This is a genomic window from Pseudomonas hefeiensis, assembly GCF_030687835.1.
In the GTDB taxonomy this organism is placed as follows: Bacteria; Pseudomonadota; Gammaproteobacteria; order Pseudomonadales; family Pseudomonadaceae; genus Aquipseudomonas; species Aquipseudomonas hefeiensis.
Genome location: NZ_CP117449.1, coordinates 3659346 through 3681184, shown reverse-complemented (window position 1 = coordinate 3681184; position 21839 = coordinate 3659346). Strand labels below are relative to the sequence as shown.

16 protein-coding genes and 1 pseudogene are annotated in these 21839 nt (G+C 61.6%); 11 read left to right on the top strand and 6 right to left on the bottom strand.

All coding sequences use genetic code 11. From position 1 onward, the window contains the following. Nucleotides 1–85 precede the first annotated feature (85 nt). Nucleotides 86–694, top strand: coding sequence for a LysE family translocator (locus PSH57_RS16365; RefSeq protein ID WP_305384174.1), 609 nt, complete (start codon nt 86–88; stop codon nt 692–694). Nucleotides 695–704: 10 nt separating this feature from the next. On the opposite strand, the gene PSH57_RS16360 is transcribed toward PSH57_RS16365, so the two are convergent. From PSH57_RS16360 to xylA, 4 genes are all read right to left on the bottom strand, one after another. After that, complete coding sequence (locus PSH57_RS16360; RefSeq protein ID WP_305384173.1) at nt 705–1841, bottom strand: sugar ABC transporter permease; 1137 nt, start codon at nt 1839–1841, stop codon at nt 705–707. Continuing rightward, nucleotides 1842–3398 carry a D-xylose ABC transporter ATP-binding protein gene (xylG, locus tag PSH57_RS16355; protein ID WP_305384171.1) on the bottom strand — a complete coding sequence of 519 codons (1557 nt, stop codon included), beginning with the start codon at nt 3396–3398 and terminating at the stop codon, nt 1842–1844. Between the two features lie 183 nt (nt 3399–3581). Beyond that, nucleotides 3582–4583, bottom strand: a complete 1002-nt coding sequence (gene xylF, locus PSH57_RS16350) for a D-xylose ABC transporter substrate-binding protein (protein ID WP_305384170.1) — start codon at nt 4581–4583, stop codon at nt 3582–3584. A gap of 145 nt (nt 4584–4728) precedes the next feature. After that, nucleotides 4729–6045: a xylose isomerase gene (gene xylA, locus PSH57_RS16345; RefSeq protein WP_305384168.1), complete on the bottom strand. Its 1317-nt coding sequence runs from the start codon at nt 6043–6045 to the stop codon at nt 4729–4731. Between the two features lie 154 nt (nt 6046–6199). On the opposite strand from xylA, the gene PSH57_RS16340 reads away from it, so the two are divergent. From PSH57_RS16340 to PSH57_RS16310, 7 genes and pseudogenes are all read left to right on the top strand, one after another. Further along, the gene (locus PSH57_RS16340; protein ID WP_305384167.1) at nt 6200–7384 is read left to right on the top strand and encodes a XylR family transcriptional regulator; all 1185 of its coding nucleotides are present in this window, start codon (nt 6200–6202) and stop codon (nt 7382–7384) included. Nucleotides 7385–7623: 239 nt separating this feature from the next. Continuing rightward, nucleotides 7624–7965: a hypothetical protein gene (locus tag PSH57_RS16335; RefSeq protein WP_305384165.1), complete on the top strand. Its 342-nt coding sequence runs from the start codon at nt 7624–7626 to the stop codon at nt 7963–7965. 244 nt (nt 7966–8209) lie between these two features. Continuing rightward, on the top strand, nt 8210–9004 hold the full coding sequence (locus PSH57_RS16330; RefSeq protein WP_305384163.1) for a DeoR/GlpR family DNA-binding transcription regulator: 795 nt from the start codon (nt 8210–8212) through the stop codon (nt 9002–9004). Between the two features lie 118 nt (nt 9005–9122). After that, nucleotides 9123–10049 (top strand): Gfo/Idh/MocA family protein, encoded by a 927-nt coding sequence (locus PSH57_RS16325; protein ID WP_305384162.1) that lies wholly within the window; start codon nt 9123–9125, stop codon nt 10047–10049. A gap of 255 nt (nt 10050–10304) precedes the next feature. After that, nucleotides 10305–12030, top strand: a pseudogene (locus PSH57_RS16320) (type I secretion system permease/ATPase). Next, entirely contained in the window at nt 12023–13393 is a 1371-nt protein-coding gene (locus PSH57_RS16315; protein WP_305384160.1) for an HlyD family type I secretion periplasmic adaptor subunit, read from the top strand. Before PSH57_RS16320 ends, PSH57_RS16315 begins: the two are co-directional and overlap by 8 nt. A 2-nt stretch (nt 13394–13395) precedes the next feature. Beyond that, nucleotides 13396–14745, top strand: coding sequence for a TolC family outer membrane protein (locus PSH57_RS16310; RefSeq protein WP_305384159.1), 1350 nt, complete (start codon nt 13396–13398; stop codon nt 14743–14745). A gap of 29 nt (nt 14746–14774) precedes the next feature. Here the strand turns inward: PSH57_RS16310 and PSH57_RS16305 are convergent, their stop codons facing one another. Further along, on the bottom strand, nt 14775–17348 hold the full coding sequence (locus PSH57_RS16305) for a bifunctional diguanylate cyclase/phosphodiesterase (RefSeq protein WP_305384158.1): 2574 nt from the start codon (nt 17346–17348) through the stop codon (nt 14775–14777). Between the two features lie 147 nt (nt 17349–17495). Next, nucleotides 17496–19295 carry a thiamine pyrophosphate-requiring protein gene (locus PSH57_RS16300; RefSeq protein ID WP_305384157.1) on the bottom strand — a complete coding sequence of 600 codons (1800 nt, stop codon included), beginning with the start codon at nt 19293–19295 and terminating at the stop codon, nt 17496–17498. Between the two features lie 277 nt (nt 19296–19572). Here PSH57_RS16300 and PSH57_RS16295 point away from each other — a divergent pair, with 277 nt between their 5' ends. The 3 genes from PSH57_RS16295 to PSH57_RS16285 all read left to right on the top strand — a co-directional run bounded on the left by PSH57_RS16295 (nt 19573) and on the right by PSH57_RS16285 (nt 21757). Continuing rightward, nucleotides 19573–19959, top strand: coding sequence for an EF-hand domain-containing protein (locus tag PSH57_RS16295; protein ID WP_305384156.1), 387 nt, complete (start codon nt 19573–19575; stop codon nt 19957–19959). A gap of 168 nt (nt 19960–20127) precedes the next feature. Continuing rightward, nucleotides 20128–21015, top strand: a complete 888-nt coding sequence (locus PSH57_RS16290; RefSeq protein ID WP_305384155.1) for an HvfB family MNIO-type RiPP peptide maturase — start codon at nt 20128–20130, stop codon at nt 21013–21015. Continuing rightward, complete coding sequence (locus PSH57_RS16285; RefSeq protein WP_305384154.1) at nt 21008–21757, top strand: HvfC family RiPP maturation protein; 750 nt, start codon at nt 21008–21010, stop codon at nt 21755–21757. The genes PSH57_RS16290 and PSH57_RS16285 overlap by 8 nt, the downstream gene beginning before the upstream one ends. Nucleotides 21758–21839 lie beyond the last annotated feature (82 nt).

The following is a 21839-nucleotide window of genomic DNA, read 5'->3' as shown; positions in this document are numbered from 1 at the left end:
AGGTGCAATTAAAGCGTTTGTCAGCGTCGCATTGCCACGCCAATCTGCAGGCCGGTTCAACGCGCCTTTCAACGTGGAGTGATTAATGGCCAGTTACGGACTTTTTCTGATTCTGGCAACCCTGACAGTGCTCAGCCCGGGCCCCGGCGTGGTATTGACGATTTCCAATGCCTTGCGCCATGGCTGGAGCGGTTCGCTGCCGGGTATCGTCGGGATCGCCTCAGGCGCTTTTATCGTGGCGGGCATTTGCGCCAGTAGCCTGGGGCTGATCCTGGCTGCCTCGGCGACAGCCTTCACGGTGCTCAAATACATCGGCGCGCTGTACTTGTTGTACCTGGGCATCAAGATGTGGCGTACCCAGCGTTTTATTCCCGAACTCAACGCCACTTCGCCACGTCCTTGGCGGCGCTTTACCGAAGCGTTGTCAATCCAGTTGCTCAACCCCAAGGCGGGTTTCTTTTTCCTGGCTGTATTTCCCCAATTCATCAAGCCGGCGGGTGACTACTACAGCCAGTTCTTCTTGCTGGTGTCGTCTTACAGTTTGCTCGTTGTAGTGGTGCATTCCGGGTATGCCCTGATGGCCCAGGCCGCAAGAGGCTGGCTCTCCACAAACAAGGGCGCCAGGCTTGTCGGCAAGTTGTCGGGCGTCACTTTCCTGGGTTTTGGCGTGCTGATGGCTTCTGCCAGCAAGTGACGCATACAGATCAACGCCGCCCAGTGCGCGTACTCACATCCACCCACACCGCCAGCACCAGAATGCTGCCCTTGACGATCATCTGCCAATAACTGTCGACGTCGAGCATGGACATGCCGTTGTCCAGGCTGGTGATCACCAGCGCGCCGAGGAGGGCGCCGTAGACGGTGCCGGAGCCGCCGCGCATGGAGGTGCCGCCGATGAAGCAGGCGGCGATGGCGTCGAGTTCGCCCATGCTGCCGGCCGAGGGTGAGCCCGCGGCCAGGCGCGCGGTGTTGACCACGCCGGCGAGGGCGCACATCACGCCCATGATGCCGAAGATCCATAGCTTCACCGCCTGTACGTTGATGCCGGACAGGCGCGTGGCTTCCATGTTGCTACCCACCGAGTAAACCCGTCGTCCGAACACGGTCTGGCTGGTGACGTAGCTGAACACGCCGAGCAGAATCAGCAGAAGCAGCACGGGAACCGGAATACCGTCGTAGCTGTTGAGGGTATAGACGAAGCCGGCCAGTACCGCGCCGATCAGCACCACGCGTAATACGTCACGCATCAGTGAGTGGGCCGCCAGGCCATGCAGGGCACGATTGCGGCGCTGTTTCCAGGTCAGGAACAGGGTCAAGGCGAACAGCAGCACGCCCAGGCCCGTGCCGACGGAGTGCGGTAAATAGCCCTGGCCGATGTAGACCAGCTCTGGTGACACCGGAGCGATGGTGGTGCCGTCGGTAATGCCCAGCAGAACGCCGCGAAAGGCCAGCATGCCGCCCAGGCCGACAATGAACGACGGGATGCGCAGATAGGCGGTCATGTAGCCGTTACCCAGGCCAATCACCAGGCCACACAGGGCAACCAGGCTCAGGTTCGCCAACAACGGTATGTGATAGATCACGTCGAGAATCGCCGCCAGGCCACCGAGCAATCCAAGCAGTGAGCCCACCGACAGATCGATCTCGCCGCTGATGATCACCAGCACCATGCCGCAGGCCAGAATCCCGGTGATGGACATCTGCCGCAGCAGGTTGGAGAGGTTGCGCGGGGTCAGGAACCCGCCCTCGGTCTGCCAGCTGAAAAACAGCCAGATCACCGCCACGGCGATCACCAGCGCGAGCATTTTGTAGCGGCTGAAGAGTTGCTTGACCTGATTCATCTACGCGGACTTCCGATCATTATTGTTATGGTCTTCGGGGTGGCTGAGGGCGGCGGCGAGCACCTGTTCCTGAGTGAGTTCGTGGTTGATGAAATCGCCGCGCAACTGGCCTTCGCCGATCACCAGTACGCGGTCGGACACCCCCAGCACTTCGGCCAGCTCCGAGGACACCATGATGATCGACACGCCTTCGGCGGCCAGCGCGCCCATCAGCTTGTAGATCTCATACTTGGCGCCGACGTCCACGCCACGGGTCGGCTCATCGAGAATCAGCACGCGGGGTCGGGTCAGCAGCATTTTGGCCAGCACGGCTTTTTGCTGGTTACCGCCGGAGAGGCTGGTGATCGGCAGGAACGGGCTCGCGGTCTTGAGGTGCATGCGCGAGATTTCCCGGTCGATGCTGCCTAACTCCGCTTCGGCGTCGATGCGGGTCATTTTCGAGTAGTTGCCCAGCACCGCCAGGGTGATGTTCTGACCGACTCCCAGGTCGGGAACGATGCCTTGGCGCTTGCGGTCTTCAGGAACCATGCACAGACCGGCGCGGATTGACTTGAGGGGCGTGCGCGTGTCGATCCGTTGGCCGTTGAGCCAGACTTCACCTTCATGGTGGCCGGGGTAGGCGCCGAACAGCGCCGACACCAGTTCCGTGCGGCCGGCGCCGACCAGCCCGGCGATGCCGAGGATTTCCCCGCGCTTGAGGACGAACGAAATGTCATCGACCCGTTTGCGCCTCGGGTTGTCGATGTCGTAGCAGGTGATATGGCGCGCCTCGAAAATCACCTCGCCGATGTCATGGGGTTCGGTGGGGTAGAGGTTGCTCATTTCCCGGCCGACCATCTGGGTGATGATCTTGGCAATGTCCATGTCGGTCATGGCGGTGGTGGCGATGTGTTTGCCGTCGCGGATCACCGCAATGGTGTCGCACACGGCGGCCACTTCATCGAGCTTGTGGGAGATATACACGCAGGCAACGCCCTTGGCCTTGAGGTCGCGGATGATGTCCAGCAGCACCTCGATTTCCGAACGGGTCAGGGCCGAGGAGGGCTCATCGAGGATCAGCAGGCGCGCCTGTTTGTTCAGTGCCTTGGCGATTTCCACCAGTTGCTGGTACCCCCCGCCGTATTGTGACACCGGCAGCGAGACGTTCATGTCCGGTACCTTGAGTTCACGCATCAGGGCTTCGGCACGGTGGATCATTGCCGGGTAGTTCATGCGTCCGCCGGGCAGCGTCAGCTCGTGGCCCATGAAGATGTTTTCGGCCACCGACAGGTCGGGGACCAGGGTCAGTTCCTGATGGATGATGACGATCCCGGCGGCTTCGGTTTCGCTGATCGAATGCGCCTTGAGCGGCTGGCCGTCCCAGACAATTTCACCGTCCCAGGTGCCGTAGGGGTAGACCGCCGACAGGACTTTCATCAGCGTGGATTTACCGGCACCGTTCTCACCGCACAGGCCGACGCATTCACCCGGCCTGACCTTGATGTCGATGCCATTGAGGGCTTTGACGCCGCCGAAGGTTTTGACGATGCCGTTCATTTGCAGCAGGTAGTCGGACATGGCGAGGGCTCATATGAAAAGGGCTCACACATCAGCAGGTGGGGATGGGGGGCCAGCCTCACGCTAATGCCAGAGTCAGGCAAAGTTCCTGTGGGAGCGGGCTTGCTCGCGAAAGCGGTGCATCAGTCTGCATTGATGGTGACTGACCCACCGCATTCGCGAGCAAGCCCGCTCCCACAGAAATCACTGCCCGGCTATCTGCGCCTTGGTGTAGAACCCATCTTTTTCCAGCAGGTCGATGTTGTCCTTGGTCAACGGGGTCGGGGTGAGCAGGATGGTGTCGACTTTCTTGCTGCCATTGTCGTATTGCGAGGTGTAGGTGGGTTTCTCGTTACGCGCCAGCTGCACCGAGAGCTTGGCCGCTTCGGTGGCGATCAGTTTCAGCGGCTTGTAGACGGTCATGGTCTGGGTGCCATCGATCACCCGCTTGACCGCCGCCAGGTCGGCGTCCTGGCCTGAGATCGGCACCTTGCCGGCCATTTTTTGCGAGGCCAGTGCCTGGATGGCACCGCCGGCGGTGGCGTCGTTGGAGGCGACGATGCCGTCGATCTTGTTGTCGTTACGGGTCAGGGCGTTTTCAACGATGCTCAAGGCTTCGGTGGGGTTCCATTCCTTGACCCACTGTTGCCCGACAATCTTGATATCACCCCGGTCGATGGCCGGTTGCAGCACTTTCATCTGGCCTTCGCGCAGGACCTTGGCGTTGTTGTCCGTGGGCGCGCCGCCGAGCAAGAAGTAGTTGCCCTTGGGCGCGGCTTTCAACACGCCGCTGGCCTGCATCTCGCCGACTTTTTCGTTATCGAAGGAAATGTAGGCGTCGATGTCGGCATTGAGGATCAGTCGGTCATAGGACACCACCTTGATCCCGGCCTTCTTGGCTTCGGCTACGGCATTGGTCAGCACGGTGGCATTGAACGGCACGATGACGATCACATCGACGCCACGGGAGATGAGGTTTTCGATCTGGGAAATCTGCTTCTGCTCGTTGGCATCGGCCGACTGGACGAAGACTTTGGCGTCCATTTTTTCCGCCGCCGCGACGAAATAGTCACGGTCCCTGGACCAGCGCTCCAGGCGCAGATCATCGATGGAGAAACCGATCTTGGGGTTAGTAGCGTCGGCCATGACCGGAAGCGAGAGCAGGGCCAGGGCGCCGGCGAGCAGCGTGAGTTTTAGTTTTTTCATGGTGGTGCGTCCTTTTATTGTTGTTTGAAAGACACTGCCTGACGATGAACGTGGTGCGGGTAGAACTGTAGAGACTCCCGGGGTGCCGCGGGCAGAGATTTGTCGCGAGAATGTAACAACCTCTGCGCAGCGAACGGGCCGGGTATCAGGGGTAGATGAACCGGTTGACCACGTTCTCGAGCATCTCTTGCCGACCGCTGACAGCCTGGGGATTCAGCTCGGTGGTAAAGGCATGTTCGGCCAGTGATTCAAGACTGAAATCACCGGCCAGTACCGCTTTGCCAAACGGTTGTTGCCAGCCTGCGTAGCGCTGGTCCTTGAACTGTTGTAACTGATCGTTCTGCACCATGGCTGCCGCGCGTTCCAGGGCCAAAGCCAGTACGTCCATGGCCGCAACGTGGCCGTGGAACAGGTCAATCTCGTCCAGGCTCTGACGACGGACCTTGGAATCGAAGTTGAAGCCGCCATTGCCGAACCCGCCGGCCTTGAGGATTTCATAGGTGGCCAGAGTCATCTCTTCGACGCTGTTGGGGAACTGGTCGGTGTCCCAGCCGTTCTGCGGATCGCCACGGTTGGCGTCGATGCTGCCGAAGATTCCCAGGGAGACGGCGGTGGCGATCTCATGATGGAAACTGTGCCCGGCCAGGGTGGCGTGGTTGGCCTCGATGTTGACCTTGATCTCCTTCTCCAGGCCGAACTGTTGCAGGAAGCCGAACACCGTGGCGCTGTCGTAATCGTATTGGTGCTTGGTCGGTTCCTGCGGCTTGGGTTCGATCAGCAGATCGCCCTTGAAACCGATCTTGTGCTTGTGCTCGACCACCATGCCCATGAAGCGGCCCAGTTGTTCGCGCTCGCGTTTCAGATCGGTATTGAGCAGGGTTTCGTAACCTTCGCGACCGCCCCACAACACGTAGTTGTCGCCCTTGAGACGTTGGGTGGCGTTCATCGCACTGAACACTTGAGCGGCGGCGCAGGCGAACACTTGCGGGTCCGGGTTGCTGGCGGCGCCTGCGGCAAAGCGCGGGTTGCTGAAGCAGTTGGCGGTGCCCCACAGCAGCTTGATCCCGGTTTGTTCCTGATGACGCTCCAGGTGGTCGATCATCTGCGCGAACTGGTTACGGTATTCCTTCAGCGAGTGACCTTCCGGGGCGACATCGGTGTCGTGAAAGCAGTAGTAGTCGATGCCCAGTTTGGAGAAGAACTCGAAGGCCGCTTCGGCCTTGCCGATGGCCAGTTCCATCGGGTCCCCGGCATGCTGCCACGGGCGCTGGAAGGTGCCGGCGCCGAACACATCGGATCCCGGCCAGACAAAGGTATGCCAGTAGCACACAGCCATGCGCAGGTGCTCGCGCATGGGCTTGCCGAGCACGAGCCTGTCGGCGTCGTAGTGGCGGAAAGCAAGAGGCGAGTCGCTGGCGGGGCCTTCGTAGCGAACCTTGTCGATGGCGGGGAAGTACGACATTGGCGATTTCCTTATTGTTCTTGGCGGTGTATCGATACTAACGCCGGCCTGGTGGCCGCTGATTATGAAAATCACCAAGGCGCAGTGCGATTTTGAGTATTGAGATCCGACGGTCACGCGCCTAGTCTGTGGTCATCGGCCCAGGGTAAAAACCATGAAAACCGTCCCGCCCGTTCACCGCATCGCGTTGTTGTTCAACGGCAGCAAAATCTACGACCGCGGCATCATCAGCGGCATCGGCAACTACCTGAGCAGCACCCGCGCCTCCTGGGACCTGTTCCTTGAGGAAGATTTTCTTTGTCGGTTGAAAGGCATCGAGCGCTGGCAGGGCGACGGGATCATTGCCGACTTCGACGACCCGCTGATCGGCGAGGCGCTGACCGGGATCGGCTTGCCAGTGGTGGCGGTGGGCGGCTCTTACCAGGATGAGCGTGCCTATCCGAAGGGCATTCCCTATGTCGCCACCGACAATGATGCGTTGATGAAGCTGGCGTACGAGCACTTGATCGAAGCCGGGTTGACGCGCTTTGCCTGCTTCAGCCTGCCGCAAGCGCAGGCCAATCGCTGGGCGCAGGAGCGGGAAAACGCCTTTCGCCGGCTGCTGCAGCGCGATGGTTTGCACGCCGAGGTCTATCGCGGGATGGGCACCAGCGCGCCGCTCTGGGACAGCGCCGTGGAACAGCAGATCGCCTGGTTGCAAAGCCTGCCCAAACCCATCGGTATCATCGCCGTCAGTGACGCCCGCGCCCGGCAACTGCTGCAGGCCTGCCTGACCGCTGGAATCGCCGTGCCGGAGCAGGTGGCATTGATCGGCATCGACAACGACCCCCTGACCCGCACCCTGACGCGGGTGCCGCTGAGTTCGGTGATCCAGGGCACCGAAACCATGGGCCGGACCGCCGCGCGCCTGCTCCATCAGATGCTGCACGGCATGCCGTCCACGGGCACGCAGGTGCTGATACCCCCGGATGCGATCAACGTACAGGCCTCGAGTCTGCATCAACCGTTGGGCAACCCTTACGTCATGCAGGCGCTGCTGTTCATCCGCCAATACGCCTGCCAGGGCATCAAGACCGCGCAGGTGGCGGCGTATGTGGGCGTGTCGCGTTCATCCCTGGAGGCGCACTTTCGCAAGGCGCGGGGCTGCAGCGTGCACGATGAGATCCTGCGCTTCAAACTGGCCGCCGCCGCCCAGGGCTTGGAAAATACGGACTCGGCGATTGCCGACATCGCCCAGAACTGCGGCTTCAAATCGGCGCAGTACCTGCACACGGTGTTTCGTCGAGAGTTTGGCTGTACGCCACGCGAATATCAGCAGGGGGGCGGCACCGGTCACTGAACCGGCCGTCATCGCTCGCAACTATTGCTGGCAGCAATAGTGATCATTACGAAACACAAGTTCTGTTTTGTCGGCAATGCCTGGAAAATCCCTCCCATCGAACAGGCGGCTCAAGCAGCAGGGACGATGAGGTTTACTCATCCGCTGACCACACACCAGATGCACCTGGCAGTGGCGGCAACCCGTAACGCAGCTCCGTTGCCTGATGAACCGAACCTTTTGTTTTCAGGACCAGACCGATGCGCCTTTTATTTGCGCCTTCCATGGCGTTTGCCTCCTTGTTGCTCGCCGGTTGTGCCTCCGCGCCAAACGACCCGACCCTGACCTTGCAGACCAGCAAGACGCCGGCCCAATACGCCGACTGTGTTGTGCCGAAATTGCAGGACAACGCGATGAGCCCGACAGTCTCCCAGAGCCAGCGCAGCTACCGGATCGTGGTGCCGAGCAAAGTCTCGGCGGACAACGTACTGGAAGCCTACAAGGCCGGGACCGGCGGCAAGGTATTCATCTACGAACGGCATCTGCTGGCCTCCAGCTTCCTGCCTTCGAGTTTTGAACGGGCCGCGCAGGACTGCATTTGAGCCCGGCCCTTACACGTTTTTCACAGTGCTCCTTTGGTTGGCCGCAACCAACCAATTTTTTGCCCCGCACCGAATTCGGTGGCGGGGTTTTTTTTGCGTTGAAAAAAGAGGGGGCAGATTCATTTGAGTCCGCTACCAAAGGGCGGTGGCTGGCCCCGGCGTTGAGGTTTGACGAGAGGCCCTGTAATCGGCATATTTGCTCGTTGATGATAATTAATGCTCGTTTATGAAGGTTGTAAGCGCAATGACTTCAACTCACGAAGTGTTTCCTGGCGAACGCCAGCAACGGATCAGCGAGCGTCTGGCCCTGTATGGCCGGGTGATTGCCGCCGATCTGGCCAACGAATTTAATGTCTCCGAGCACTCGATACGGCGCGATCTCGGCGTATTGGCCGCGGCGGGGTTATGCAAGCGCGTCTATGGCGGCGCCATCCTGTTGCCCGCCGTTGAAGGGCCTATGGCCGTTCGAGTACGGCAAAACGTCGAGCGTAAGGACAGTCTCGGTCTGGCGGCGGCCTCGTTGCTGAGGGCGGGCCAGCACGTGTTCATCGATGCCGGCTCGACCAACCTGGCGATTGCCGGCGCCATCGATCCACGCCTTAAGTTGACGCTGAGCACCAATTCGCCGTTGATTGCCGTGCAATTGATGAAGCTGCCCTGCGCTGAGGTGATCCTGTTGGGCGGGCGCGTGAACACGGCGTCGGGCGGGGTGATCGGGCTGGCGGCTGTGCAGCAACTGCGGCAGTTCAATGTTGACCTGTGTTTTCTCGGCGCTTGCGCCATCGACCCGGACAATGGCATCACAGCGTTCGGCCTGGATGACGCTGAGTTCAAGCGCGCGGTCGTCGCGGCGAGCGGTCAGGTGGTGGTGGCCGTGACCAATGAAAAACTCTCCAGCATTGCCCACTATCAGGTGGCGTCGTGTGAAGAAGTCGCCGCCCTGGTGGTGGAGCACGACGCGCCGGGCGAACGCCTGGAGCCGTTCTTGGGCAGGATTGCCAACGTCATGAGCGCGCCTTGCGAACCGCGGCAGGCGTGAAGCGTTTGCTGTAGCGCCCACAACAATCAAGCGCATGTGCGGCGAGCCATTGTCCGCCACGCGATTTACCGCTAGTTTGCTGGCCCATCAAAAGTACAAAAATAATCAGGAGTCATCGATGCAACCGATTTGTCTCGGTCTGGTGGGCTACGGCAAGATTGCCCAGGATCAACACGTTCCCGCTATCCTCGCCAACCCTGCGTTCCAGCTGGTGTCTGTCGCTACCCAAGGGCAGCCCTGCGCCGGGGTGGAGAATTTCCGATCTTTGGGCGAGCTGCTTGAAAACGGCCCGCAGGTCGATGCGATTGCGTTTTGCACACCGCCGCAAGGTCGATTCGCATTGGTGCAACAAGCGTTGGCCGCAGGCAAACACGTTCTGGTAGAAAAGCCGCCATGCGCCACGCTGGGTGAAGCAATGGCGTTGGTGGATCAGGTAGGCGAGCAGGGTGTCAGCGGTCTGTTCGCCTGGCATTCACGCTACGCACCGGGCATCGACGCCGCCCGTGACTGGCTGGCCAGCCGGACCCTGCAAAGCGTCAAGATCGACTGGAAGGAAGACGTGCGCAAGTGGCACCCGGGCCAAACCTGGATCTGGCAACCTGGGGGGCTGGGTGTATTCGATCCCGGCATCAATGCGTTTTCAATCGTGACCCATCTGCTGGCGCTGCCGCTGTTCGTTGAGTGCGCAGAACTGCGCGTGCCGAGTAACTGCCAATCGCCAATCGCCGCCAGCCTCAAGATGTCCGATGCACAGCACCTCGATGTCCGTGCGGAGTTCGATTTCGACCACGGTCATGACGAACTCTGGAGCATCGAGATTCGCTGCACCGAAGGCACCTTGCGCCTGGACAACGGTGGGGCACTGCTGAGTATCGACGGCGTTCGCCAGACCGTTTCCCAAGAGGGTGAATACGCGGCGGTGTATCGGCATTTCCAACAACTGATTGCTGACCAAACCAGCGACCTGGATCTGCAGCCGTTGCGCTTGGTGGCGGACAGCTTCTTTCTTGGCAGTCGGACTTTGGTTGAGCCGTTTTACGACTAGCCACTGAGGGGGCGGCTCAAGATCGCACACCGTCTGTCTTGAACGCCCCATCCTGCCCATATTGAGGTGAAAACACCGGCCCCATGCTGGCACTAACCCGTGGTTACGTTGTCAGTACTTGGCGTCTGTAGCGGCGAGGATCGACCCAGATAGCTGCACGTCAGCGACATGACGCTCTTTTTTTTGACGCCTTCGGGCAAATAACTCGCGATGGATTGCGCCGGGACCGACTATTCCTTTGCGGGTTGATTCTCTATGCGCTTTCTACTCGATCCGCGTCATGACATTGATGCTGCCTTATTAAGTTATCGCCGGGTGTTCTGGTCGCTGGCGCTGTTCAGTGGCGTGATCAACCTGTTGGTGCTGGTGCCATCGCTGTACATGATGCAGGTGTACGATCGGGTCCTCACCAGTCGCAACGAAACCACCCTGTTCATGCTGACCTTGATCGCCCTGGCCCTGTTTCTGTTCAGTGCCCTGATCGAGTGGGTGCGCGGCGAGGTGATGATTCGTATGAGTGCGGGGCTGGACGACGCCCTCGGCGAGCGAATTTTCGACGCCGCCTTCGCCCGCAGCCTGCGCGAGCACAACGCCAACCCGGCGCAGGTTCTGACTGATTTGGCGACGTTGCGCCAGTTGATCACCGGCCAGGGCCTGATCGCGTTGCTCGATGCGCCGTGGTTGCCGATCTTCCTGTTGGTGGCGTTCATCTTTCACCCCTGGTTCGGGGTACTGACCCTGGTGCTCGCCCTGGTGCTGATCGGTCTGGCATTGTGGGGGGAGTTGGCGACTCGCGCCCGGCTGGGTGAAGCCAATCGCCTGGGCGTGCAGTCGTCTGTCTATGTCAACAGCACGCTCCACAATGCCGAGGTCATTCAGGCGCTGGGCATGCTCGGGCCGTTGCGCCAGCGCTGGAGCTTGCTGCAACAACGCATCATTGCCGCCCAGGCCCATGCCAGCGACCGCGGTGCGCGTATCACCTCCGCGACTCGTTTCGTGCGCATATCGGGCCAGTCCTTGGCCCTGGGCCTGGGGGCGTTGCTGGTGCTCGAAGGGCAGATGTCGGCGGGCATGATGATCGCCATGTCGCTGCTGCTGGGACGTGCCCTGGCACCGGTGGAAATTGCCATCGGCTCCTGGAAACAGTTCAACGCCGGGCGCCAGAGCTACCAGCGTTTGAGCCAGCTCCTTACCCAGCACCCCCGCGAGCGCCTGCGCATGCCCCTTGCCGCCGCCCACCGGCGCGGTGCGCCTGGAGCAACTGTATGTTGGCCCGCCCGGGGCCTCGCAACCGATTGTGCGCGGGATCAATTTCAGCCTGGCCAAGGGCGAAGTACTTGCCGTAGTTGGCCCCAGCGCCAGTGGCAAGTCGACGCTGGCCAGGGCGCTGGTCGGGGTATGGCCGGCCATGGGCGGTTCGGTGCGTCTGGATGACGCCGAGATCAGCCAGTGGTCCCATGATGCCCTGGGTCCGTACCTGGGTTACTTGCCGCAGGACATCGAGCTGTTCGATGGCAGCGTTGCCGATAACATCGCCCGCTTCGGCGGCGAGCAGGATGCCGACAAAATCATTGCCGCCGCTCGTCACGCTGGCATTCACGAGATGATCCTCAGATTTCCCAAAGGTTATGACACGCCACTGGGGCCCGGCGGGCTCGGTTTGTCTGGCGGGCAGAAACAGCGCCTGGGCTTGGCCCGCGCATTGTATGGGCGGCCGTCGCTGATCGTGCTCGACGAGCCCAATTCCAACCTCGACGAAGCGGGTGAACTGGCGCTGGTACACGCGATCAATGCGCTCAAGGCCGCCGGCAGTACGGTGGTGCTGATCACCCATCGACCCAATGTGCTGGCCGTGGTCGATCACATCCTGGTACTCAAGGACGGCACTCAACAAGCCTTCGGCCCACGGGACCGGGTGCTCAAGGCATTGATGCCGGGGCCCAGGCCCGCTGCGGTGAGGGAGGCTGGCGAAGATGCGTGATCTGACCCCGGCTTCATCGGCGCACAGCGAGCAGCAAGTGAGCGTGCTCAACGCCAATACCTTACCCTGCGCCAGTACCGACGCCAGCGGTGCGGCGCGTTATGGGGTGGGCTTCCTGGTCCTGACGCTGGGCGGTTTTTTGCTCTGGGCCTTCCTGGCGCCCCTCGACCAGGGTGTCCTGGGCAGTGGCACCGTGGTGGTGGCGGGCGAGCGCAAGGCGGTGCAGTCGTTGGTCGGCGGGGTCGTCGACAAGCTGCTGGTCAGCGACGGCGATCGTGTCAGCCAGGGGCAGTTGCTGGTGCAGCTCAATACCGTGCAGGCGCAGTCGCAACTGGACGTGACCCTGGGCAAGTTGCTCAACGATCGCAGCATCGAGGCGCGGTTGATTGCCGAGCGTCTGGGCAGTGCCGAGATCCAGTGGCCGGTTGAACTGCTGGAGCGCGCCGACGAACCGCGGGTCAAGGCCGCCATGGCCTTGCAAAACCAGTTGTTTCTGACCCGCCGTGCCGAACTGGGCAGCCGCTTGCAGATCATCGAACACGAGGTCGCGGCGTTGCAGCAGCAATTGCAGGGCTATGAAGGCGTCAAGCGTAACTACGACGCACAAATGCGCTTTCAGCAGCAAGAGCTCGAAGGTCTGCGCGAACTGGCCCGTGAGGGGTATGTTCCGCGCAACAAACTCTTCGAGGCCGAGCGCAACGCCGCGCAACTGGCAGGCCAGATTGCCTCCGGCGTGGGTGATGTCGGCCGGACCCGCCAGGCCATCAACGAGAGCAGGCTCAAGGCGTTGCAGGTGCAACAGGAGTTTCGTCGTGATGCTGAAACCCAGCTCAGCGAGGTCTCCGCCGAGGCCGCCGGTTATGCCGATCAGATGCGTGCCTTGCAGTTTGAAGTCGACAACGGCGCTATCCGTGCGCCAGTGGCCGGGCAGGTCATGGACGTGAGCCTGCATACCGTCGGCGGCGTTGCCCAGGCCGGACAAACCCTGATGCAGGTGGTACCGCTGGATGCGCCAATGGCGATTACCGCGCGTTTCGAGCCGTTGATGGCCAACAAGTTGCGTCCGGGGTTGCCGGTGCATGTGCATTTCACCGCGCTGCAACGGGTGGATACGCCGACGGCAACCGGCACCGTAAGTACGGTCTCGGCCGACCAGTTGATCGATGAGCAGACGCACTTGCCGTACTTCTCCGCCAAGGTCGAAATTCCCGCCGACACGGTCGCCTCGTTGCAGGCCGCCGGGTTGTGGGTGCGCCCGGGCATGCTGGCCGATGTGACGGTGGTAACAGGTGAGCGCACCTTTATGAATTACCTGATGAAACCTTTGCGCGAACGCTTGTTGGCAGCCTTCAAAGAGGAATGAGCATGACCGACCGATGCCGTTACAGCGCTCGCGTGCTGCTGAGCCTGTGTTCCAGTTGGGCGATGATCAACTTCACCTGGGCTGCCGACGGCGGCCTGAGCCTGACCGCGGCGTACGATGCCTCTCGCCTCAACGACCCTACCTTGCAATCGGCCACCCATGCCTATGACGCTTCTCGACAGGAAGAGGCGATTGGCCGTGGCGGCCTCTATCCGCAAGTGTCGCTGACTTCGCGTTATGGCCGCGGCGGACGGACCGATGGCGGTGACGACAGCGGCTACGTCAACAGCAACGATTACCAGGCCAACAACGTCACCCTGGCGGCGCAGCAAGCGCTCTACGACAAGGCACGCTGGGCGGCGTATCAGGAAGGCAAGGCGCGAGGGCAACTGGGCATTCAGCTCTTCGACGTCGCCGGCCAGACCCTGTTCGACCGGGTTGCCAAGGGCTACTTCGACGTCGCCCGGGCGGAAAACGAGATCAAGTTGATCGCCCAGCAAAAAGCCGCCATCCACGGGTTGGTCATCCAGAGCAAAAAACTCTTCGAGGGTGGCCAGGGCGCGATCACCGACATCGATGAAGCCCAGGCGCGGCTTGATCTGGTCGAGGCCCAGGAGGCCGAAGCCCAGGCCGGCCGCGTGGCGGCACTGCGGGCGTTGTCCGGTCGTGCCAGTGTGCCCATTGATGACATTTTGCCGATGCGCGAGGAGCTTGCCGCCGGTAGCCCGATCCCGCCGGAGCAGGACCTGCCGTACTGGACGGCGATTGCCCGTGAGGCCAGCCCCGAACTGGCGGCGCGGCTGGCGGCGGTGAAAGTGGCTGAGGCCCAAGCCGACAGCCAGCGTGCCGGGCATTATCCGACCTTGGCATTGACCACTCAGTTGACCCGCCGGGAAACCCGCCAGTACCAGGAACTCGACCCGCGCCAGGACACCTATTACGTGGGGCTGCAGCTGGATATTCCGTTGTATCGCGGCGGGGCGGTGCGAGCGTCGGTGGCCAAGGCCCAGGCGCAACTGGCCGGTGCGCAGTCGGACTATGACGTGCAGCGCCAGCAGTTGGCCGAGGCCATCGAAACCGATTATCTGGGCGTGGTAGCCGGGTTCGCCAAAAGCAAGGCGATGCAACGGGCGGTGGAGTCCAACCGGCGGGCGCTGGCATCGACGGAAAAAGGCTTTCAGGGCGGTGTGCGCTCCACGGTGGACATCCTTGATGCGCAACAACGGTTATTCCAGGCTCGTCGAGATTTGCTCAACACCAAGCTCGACATGCTGCAAAGCTATGTGAGCCTGCACACCCACACCGGCCAGATGAACCGCGCGGTCCTGGAGCAGGTGCAAAGCCTGTTCTAACGCGTGCACGACTTGCGCTGGCGAGTTTTTTAGAGCCATCTGGGGGTGGTAAAGAACGAGGCCATTTCCGAGCGGGCCAGGGCCGAGCCAAAGTAGGGGCCTTGAACGTGGTCGCAGGCCACGCTGCGCAACTGGCTGAATTGCCGGGCGTTCTCGATGCCTTCGGCGGTGACCATCAGCCCCACGCTGCGGCTGAGTCGGATCATCGCCAGGACGCCTTCCTGATCATGCTCAAGGCCCAGTTGAGCCAGGATGTTGCGATCGAAGCGAATGCCATCGAACGGCTGGTTCAATACCTCGCGAAGGGAGGCGATGCTGGTGCCGAACTTGTCGATGTTGATGCGCACGCCAAGGTCCTTGAGCGCATGAAGGGTACTGGCGACCGTTTTATGGTCGCTCAGCAGAACCCCTTCAGCCACTTCCAGGGTCAGGCGGTGGGGGGCCAGGCCGCTTGTCTCAAGGGACGTTCGCACCTGTTTGAGTAAGAAGCTGCTGCTGAACCACTTGGGCGAAACCGCGATGGAAACGTTGACAGCGGTGGGCCAGGTCACGGCTTCTTCACAGACGTTGATCAACATCCAGGTTCCCAGTTCTTCCAGCTGGCCAGACGTTTCGGCGATCGGAATGAAGTCCGCTCCGCCCAGTTCACCTTTCTCGGGATGATGCCAGAAAGTCTGGGCCTCGAAGCCGTGCAGTTGTTCGGCGCACACATCGAAGCGAGGCAAGTAACGCAGCTCCAGTTGCTCGTGTTGCATGGCGTCGCGCAGTTGCTGCTCATAGCGCCGACGGTCGCGGGCCATGTTGCCCATGGCCTCCTCATAGACCCGCCAGGTGTTGCGACCCGCCGCCTTGGCCGCATACAAAGCGATGTCCGCGTGGCGCAACAGTTCAGTGGCGCGTTCGTCACCGGGTTGCGACCAGGCCACACCGATGCTCACGCCCAGGTACAAGGTATTGCCGTCCAGGTGCATGGGGCGTTGCATGCAATCGATCAGGCGTTCACAGAGTTGCTCCAGGTCCTGGGCACTGCCGGGATCGGGCATGACGATGACAAACTCATCACCGCCCAGACGGGCCACCAGGTCGGAACTGCGCACGTTTTGCTGAAGGATATGGGCCACTTCCCGCAGCACCTTGTCGCCCACGGCATGCCCCAGGGAGTCGTTGACCGGCTTGAACCGGTCCATGTCCAGGTTCAGCACCGCCAGCGGTGCGCCATCGGCCGGGTCCAGATGTTCGCTGAGGCAATCAAACAGGCGGTTTCGATTGGCCAGCCCGGTCAGCGGGTCGTGCAGGGAAAGGTGCTTGATCTGGGCCAGCGCCCGTAGCTCCTCGGTGATGTCGGTGGCGGTGCCCCGAAAACCCTGGGCACCGGCTTCAATGGCCCGCACCGAAAGCTTGCAAGTGCGGATGCGTTGATTGCGCGCGGTGTACTCGCATAACAACGGGGCCGCCGAGTCGCTGTTGGCTCCGCCGAGCAGCCATTGGGCAATCGAAATCGAGCCGCCGTGGGGATGGAGCAGCCTGTGCAGGGGCTTGCCCAGCCATTGGGTGGGGTTGAAGCCGGTCACTTGTTCAAAACGTTCCGACAGGTAGGTCAGCGTCCCGGTCGAATCCACTTCCCATAACCAGTCGGAGGACACTTCGGCAATGTCCCGGAAACGTTCTTCGCTACGTTCCAGTGCCTTGCGGTGGGCCAACAGGCTGGCGTATTGACGCTCCTGGGCGCGAAGCATGACCAGGGCATGGCGCAGCACGGCCAGCGCCAGGATGGCCAGGACCAGCAGCGCCAGGACCAGCAAGGGCAGCAGTGCCTTGCGCAGATCGTTGCCAGGGGTCTCCGGGCGCCACGCCAAAGCCTCCTCGGTCTGGCCGTCAAGGGATATCCGGGCTGTGCCGATCTGCTCCGGCGCATCGGTGATGTGGGCACCCGGCAGGGCAAAGTCCCGCGCCAGGTTTTGTAAAGAGGCGGCATCAAGGACTTTCACGAACAGCAGCAAACTGGGTGGGCCCGGGATTTCGGGCACGCTGTCGTCGGTGCCGACGGTGAGGGCCGAGGCGGCGACGAACGCGGGCGCGCCGTCGTGATGCAGCAGCTCGACGATGACTTCATCGCGGTTCTGCGGGGCGCTGGCTTTCTTCGCCAGCGCTTGCAGGTCACCGGCCAGCCATGTGCCGGCGTCGACCTCACTCATATCGCCATTGATGACCGAATAGACGGTTTTGCCTGTCGGGGAAATGACAAACACCGCCTGGTAGCCGTAGAGCCCGAAAACGCTGCTGCCGACGTTCTCCTGGTCATAGGCCCAGTCTTTATCCATTTCGACGTGCAGATGCCGGTAGGCGTCGCTCCACTTGGAATAGTCACTCAAGTCCCGTCCGATGCCGGCGCGAATACCGTCGATGGCGCGCTGGGCGAAAAACTGGCTTTGTTCACGGGCGCGCTCATCCTGGGCCCCGGTAATGTTGAGCAACAGTGCGATCGCCAGTGCTGACATGACAAACAGCAGAAGCATGATGGTCGGGAAGGTGCGACGGGTGAAGCTCTGGCTGGGCAGGCCTGGGGGCGAAACGGTGGAGTCGTTGCCAGCATCTTCAGTCATAAACAAGCCATCAGCTAAACGCGAAATATCCCGCACGTCTCTGTATCGGCGGTCGGCTCAATTAACTTAACCGATCCGACAGCTGACACGGCGCAGAGGCGCCTGGCTATTGGCCTTCAGGCAAAACGACCGTTTCAGGGTGGCGCCTCACTCCTTGTCTTGGCGATGACCCGGCAGCAGGTTGCTGAGTACCTGTTTGGCGGTCTGCACAACGATGCCGCGCTGGTTCGGATCGCCTTGCAGCAAAGTCGAGGCAAATTTCTTCGCCTGTTCCAGCTTGATGTGTGGCGGCAACGGTGGCACGTCGGGATCGGTCCGAAACTCAATCAGCACCGGACGGTCCGCAGCTAGCGCTTGCTCCCAGGCGGCAGCCACATTGTCTTCATGCTCCACCAGGATGCCCTTCAGGCCAATGGATTCAGCGAACTGGTGGTAGGGCACGTCAGGGATGTTCTGGGATGCCTCGAATTTAGGATCGCCCTCCATCACGCGCTGTTCCCAAGTCACCTGGTTCAGGTCCTGGTTGTTGAATACCGCGCAGATCCAGGTGCCATTGGCCCAGGTACGCCAGTATTTGGCGACGGTGATCAGTTCGGCCATGTTGTTCATCTGCATCGCGCCATCTCCCACCAGAGCGACCACCGGTCGATCAGGGTGGCAGAATTTCGCGGCGATGGCATAGGGCACGGCGGCACCCATGGATGCCAGTCCACCGGACAACGAACACATCATGCCGCGGCGAATCCTGATATCCCGGGCGAACCAGTTGGCGCAAGACCCGGAATCGCAGGTGATGATGGCGCGATCCGGCAAGCGGGGGGACAGCTCGAACGTGACCCGCTGTGGGTTGATGGGCTTGGCCGACACGAGGGCGCGGTTTTCCAGGGTTTTGTCCCAGTCCGCTCGCCAATGCTCGATTTTCTTGCGCCAGGCGCGATCGGTTTTTTCTTCGATCAGCGGCAGCAGGGCCTGCAGGGTGTCGGTGCTGTCACCTTGCAGATTGACCTCCATGGGGTAACGCAGGCTGAGCATGTCCGGCTGAATGTCAATCTGCACCCCACGGACCTGGCCTTCGGGCGGCAGGAATTCGGCATAGGGGAAGCCGGAGCCGATCATTAGCAATGTATCGCAGCCGGCCATCAGCTTGTCGCTGGGCTCGGTGCCCAGCAGGCCGATGGCGCCGGTGACCCAAGGCAGGTCGTCCGGCACGGCAGCCTTGCCCAGCAGGGCCTTGGCCACGCCGGCGCCCAGTTTCTCGGCGATGGCAATCACCTCATCGGTGGCTTGCAGCGCGCCGGCGCCGACCAGGATCGCGACTTTCTTGCCCGCATTGAGGACGTCGGCAGCTTTGCGCAAATCCTCTTCATAGGGCACGACCTTGGGTTTGCGGTAGCCGACGCCGGAATGGACCGTACCGTGCTTGTGGGGTGGTGCTGTGTACTCCATGTCCTGCAGGTCATTGGGCAGAATCAGCGCCGTGACCCGACGCTCGCCGACCGCCGTGCGCACGGCGCGGTCGATCAGATGGCGCACTTGGGACGGTGCGCTGGCTTGCTGGACGAAGGCCCCGGCGACGTCCTTGAACAGGCTGACCAGGTCCAGTTCCTGTTGGTAGTGCCCGCCCAGTGCGGCGCGGGCCTGCTGGCCGCTGATGGCAAGGACGGGCATGTGGTCCATTCGGGCGTCGTAGAGGCCTGTTATGAGGTGAGACGCGCCCGGCCCCGAGGTGGCAATACACACCCCTAGCTCGCCAGTGAATTTGGCATGCGCGCAGGCCATGAAAGCCGCCATCTCCTCATGACGCGCCTGGATGAAGCGGATTTTTCCATTGGCGCGGTTCAATGCACCAAAAACGCCGTTAATGCCATCGCCCGGATAGCCATAAATGCGACGAACCCCCCATTGGTAAAGGCGTTCAACCAGAAAGTCACCCACGGTCATGGTCATGTCTGTCCCTCGCTTAATCGGCCGCAGCAGGTCTGCAGCGTTGACGGTCATACAGGACTGGACCGACGCAGGCCGTTCAAGGTTTAGATTTTTTCGCGGGCGGGCCCGACGTGGGCGTGTATCCCAGTGTGTATCAGAGCGGCCTGGATACACCTGCTTGTCTTCACCTCGGCTGGCGACACAGCCCGGATACACATCGACGGTTAACTACGCCAGCCAGCCGCACCGATCCCCGGTGCTGGTGATTGGCATATTTGATCTTTCGAGGAACACCCCCATGCTCAACTTCTCCAGCAATTCCTCTCTTGCACTCGGTTTGGCCCTGGTTGGCGGCCTTGGCCTTTCCACCGCAGCCTCGGCATTGACCATGAACGACCTGGCCCAGGGCTACACCCTGGCGGCGGCCGATACGGTGAAGAAACCCGCTGAGGGCAAGTGCGGCGAAGATAAATTTGCCAAGACCGATACCAACCACGACGGCAAGGTTTCGCGCGACGAGTTCATCGCGGCGGCGCCAGAGCGCGCGGCTGAGTACGACAAGATCGACGCCAACCATGACGGCGGCATCTCGTTGCCTGAAGCCGAGAAATACCTGGCAGGCCAGGCCAAGGGCGCCGAAGGCAAATGCGGCGAGGGCAAGTGTGGGGCGGCTATCGAGTCCTGACTTTCACCGGTGGGAAGCCTGATGGGGCGGGCGCCAGTCACAGCGATGCCCTGTTGCGCGAACAACTGTGGCGAGGGAGCCGCTCCCTGGCCACAGGGTTTGGTTCTTACAGACTGATTGGCAATCGTCCTTCAAGGCTTCCCATCTCTTACCCCAAGGAGATGTGCCATGCCTCAACATTCAGGCCTGAAAGGCCGCGCCATACTGTCCACACCCTCAATTTCCAAACCCTCGGTAGGCCTGGGCCTGCGCCGCGCCTTGCTCGATGACCTGCGCGAGGCGCCCGCCGGGGATTTCGACTTTCTTGAAGTGGCCCCGGAAAACTGGATCGGCATTGGCGGCGCTCACGGCGCCGCTTTGCATTGGCTGGCCGAACGCTATCCGTTGTCGTGCCATGGCCTGTCGTTGTCTCTGGGCGGGCCGGCGCCACTGGACCTGGCGTTTCTGACGCAGGTGCGCGATTTCCTGGAACGCTTCAACGTACCGATGTACAGCGAGCACCTGAGCTACTGCGGCGATGAAGGGCACTTGTATGACTTGCTGCCGTTGCCCTTTACCGAGGAAGCGGTGCATCACGTGGCGGCACGGATCCGGCAGGCCCAGGACGTTCTGGGGCGGCGCCTGGCCGTGGAGAACGTTTCCTATTACGCCGCACCGCAACAAGACATGACGGAGCTGGAATTCACCCGCGCGGTCTTGCACGAAGCCGATTGCGACCTGCTGCTGGACGTCAACAACGTCTACGTCAACTCGGTCAATCACGGCTTCGACCCCCAGGCATTCCTGGCCGGCCTTGAGCCTGGGCGGGTGGTGGGCATGCACGTGGCCGGGCATTACGACGAGTCCGATACCTTGAAAATCGACAGCCATGGTGCGCCAGTCAAACCGGTGGTCTGGGTGTTGCTGGCCCAGGCCTACGCACGTTTCGGTATCCAGCCGACCTTGCTCGAACGGGACTTCAATTTCCCGCCCTACGCCGTGCTGGCCGCCGAACTGCAGACCCTGCGCCAATTGCAACATCAGGCCGACCCAGGGCAGGCGGTGCCCCATGGCTGAAATCATGCAGACGCTGCAGCAACAGCAACAGGCGTTGACCCGCTACCTGCGTGACCCTGATCACTGCCCGATTCCGCCCGGCATGGACGTGGCCCGGGCGCAGGTATATCGCGACCTGATTTTCGAGAACATGCGTGGGTTGCTCAGCGGCACTTTTCCGGTGTTGGTGAGCGTGCTGGGGCCGGAGGCTTGGCGGGTCTGCGTACGCCGTTTCCTGCGTGAGCATCGTTGCCTCGCACCGCGCTTCGCAGACATTGCCGGGGAGTTCGTGGGCTATCTCGCGGCCCGGCAGTCGCCTGACGAACCGGCGTTCATGGCCGAGCTGGCTCACTACGAGTGGGTCGAAATGGCGCTGCTGCAAGCGCAAGTCGAGTCGCTGCCGGCCAGTGACGAGGCAGCATTGCTCGATCGGTCTTTGCGTGTTTCACCTTTGGCCTGGCCGCTGGCGTACCTCTGGCCGGTCCATCGCCTGGCGCCCGGCTACCAGCCATCGACGCCACCGCCGCAACCGACGCTGCTGCTGGTGCGGCGAACGCCTGGGTTTGCGGTGCGCTTTTCTGAGCTCAGTCCGTTGGCCTGGCGGCTGTTGCAGCGTATCGGGCAGTTTCCCGGGTTGGCTGGGCGCGATCAGTTGTTGGCGCTGGCACGGGAGGCGGGGGTGGATTCAAGCGAATTCATGGACAGCGCGGTGATGTTGTTGCGCCAGATGCACAGGGAAGGGGTTGTCGGGGTGCAGCCGTAATCCGCCCACTTGAAATGCCAACACCTGTGGGAGCGGGCTTGCTCGCGAAGGCGGTGTGTCAGTCAAAACTAAGTCGACTGAC